The following is a 2116-nucleotide window of genomic DNA, read 5'->3' on the forward strand; positions in this document are numbered from 1 at the left end:
CCTCCTGCCCCGGCATCATCTACGCCCGCGTCAGCAGTCCCAAGCAGCGCGCCGACCTCCAGCGACAAGTCGTCGCGCTCCAAGAAGCGTACCCCCAGCACCAGCTCATCCAAGACGTCGGCTCGGGCCTCAACTTCAAGCGTAAGGGCCTTCGTGCCCTTCTGGAACGCGTCAACACAGGCATGGTCCCACAGGTTGTGGTCATGCACCGCGACCGGCTTGCGCGCTTTGCCACCGACCTGCTGGAGTTCGTCTTTCAGCAGCACGGCACAAAACTCGTGCTTCACTGCCCACGTGAAGCAGCCGGACACGGCGACGACGGCGACGACGCCACCGGCTACAACGAGCTCGCCGAAGACCTGCTCGCCGTCACCACCGTCTTTGTGGCAAGCCATAACGGCAAGCGCAGCGCTGCCCACCGGCGCCTCCGGCATGCCGCCGCCAGCCAAGAAGACCAAGGCCGCACAGGTGCAGGTGCAGCCGCAGCCACAGCCGGTCGTGATCGACAATGAAGCCGAGTCTGAGGCGCTGGATGCGGCGACAGAAACAGGGGCCAAGCGCAAGAAGCGCAAGAAGATGAAGAACGGCTGTCGCGCCGAAAAGGTCTACGAGCACCCCCTGCGCACGCGACTCTACCGCGTCTACCCGACACCCGAGCAGCGCAGCACGTTCCGGCGCTGGCTGGCCGCGCATCGCAAGATCTACAATATGGGCGTGAAGCACATGCGCGCCCATCCCAAGTGCACGTTGAAGGAGCTGCGCGCGGCCTGCCGCATGAAAAAGGCCGATCGCGAGGGCCAGGCAACGCCAGCAGACCCGAAGCTGGCGTGGCTATATGAGGTGCCTTTTGATATTCGCGACGACGCGCTGCACGACCTCATCAAGGCGCGTGGCTCCATGGGTGCCAAGAACGCAGCGCGCAATAAGCGCGGCGAGGACCCCGTCACGTACACGCTGCAGTTTCGCACGCGACGCGACCGGCAACAGACACTGGCGCTGCGCAAGAGATGGTGGAACCGGCCGGAGAAGAGCAGGAGCCCATTTGCGGCACTGCTGGGGCCTCGGGTGCTGAAGACGCGCGCCGGCTCGCCGCTGCCCGAGATGCTAGAGGCAGACATCAAGCTGCGATACGACCGGCTGGGCCGCTACTTCCTGTGCATCCCCGAGCAGGTGGCGCCCGTGCACGAGTCGCTGGCACCGGCGAGCCACCACGGCGTCATTGCGCTGGACCCGGGCGTCCGCACCTTCCAGACGATGTACGACGCCGACGGCCAGTGCATCGAGTGGGGCGCCGGCGACATGAACGGCATCTTCCGGCTGTGCTACGCGGCCGACAAGCTGCAGAGCAAGATTGCCGAGCCCGACATCAGCTACCAGCAGCGCCGGCGCCGGCGCAAGGCGTTTTACCGCGTGTATGAACGCATCCACAACCGGGTCAAAGAGACGCATTGCAAGCTTGCGGCGTGGCTCTGTAGGAACTACAGGGTCATTTTGTTGCCCAAGTTTGAGACGCAGCAGATGATCCGGCGTGGGGAGCGCAAGCTGCGCTGCAAGACAGTCAGGCAGATGTGCACGTGGTCGCATTACAGTTTCCGGCAGCGGCTGCTGGACAAGGCTGCGCTGCACCCGTGGTGCAAAGTCGTTATCTGCGACGAGGCGTACACGTCGAAAACGTGTGGGCAGTGCGGCGCGATCCACCAGAAGCTGGGCGGCAACAAGACGTTTCGCTGTCCCACGTGCGCCTACGAGGCCGACCGCGACGTATCTGCGGCACGCAACATTTTGCTGCGCTACCTGACGCTGCAGAAGATAGTTTGTGAGCTGTGAGATTCGTTAAGAGGCGCGAAAGCGGCGCTTTCGCGCCGTTGCTGCTACGGGCCTGCTCTGTAGAGAGGGTGGAGGGGTTTTCTTCTTCTTTTTCTGCAGGGTTGTAGAAATTCGGCAAGTTTTGCAAGTTTTTGTTGGATTTGCGGTTTTTAATCGTAGCGCATGTCTTGTTCCCCACCCCGCGATGAATCCCCCACACAGCGGCGCAAACGCAAGCCCCAGCTCCACAACATCCATTCTCTTCTTCTGTTCTTTTCTTCGCTGCCACACGGCTACCACACAGCCGCCA

At 62.6% G+C, this 2116-nt stretch carries 3 protein-coding genes; 2 read left to right on the plus strand and 1 reads right to left on the minus strand.

All coding sequences use genetic code 11. The annotated features are described in order from the left end of the window. Together KIT86_RS24955 and KIT86_RS24960 are read left to right on the plus strand one after the other, a co-directional pair. The coding region (locus KIT86_RS24955) for an IS607 family transposase (RefSeq protein ID WP_297403416.1) at positions 1 to 512 on the plus strand (512 nt) is incomplete at its 5' end. After that, positions 433 to 1827, plus strand: coding sequence for a transposase (locus tag KIT86_RS24960; protein ID WP_297403418.1), 1395 nt, complete (start codon positions 433 to 435; stop codon positions 1825 to 1827). The genes KIT86_RS24955 and KIT86_RS24960, both read left to right, overlap by 80 nt. Positions 1828 to 1833: 6 nt before the next feature. Here KIT86_RS24960 and KIT86_RS24965 read toward each other — a convergent pair. Further along, positions 1834 to 2116 (minus strand): hypothetical protein (locus KIT86_RS24965; RefSeq protein WP_297403420.1); only part of this gene is annotated, 283 nt, incomplete at its 5' end.

It is taken from the genome of Hydrogenophaga sp. (genome assembly GCF_026125825.1).
In the GTDB taxonomy this organism is placed as follows: Bacteria; Pseudomonadota; Gammaproteobacteria; order Burkholderiales; family Burkholderiaceae_C; genus Hydrogenophaga.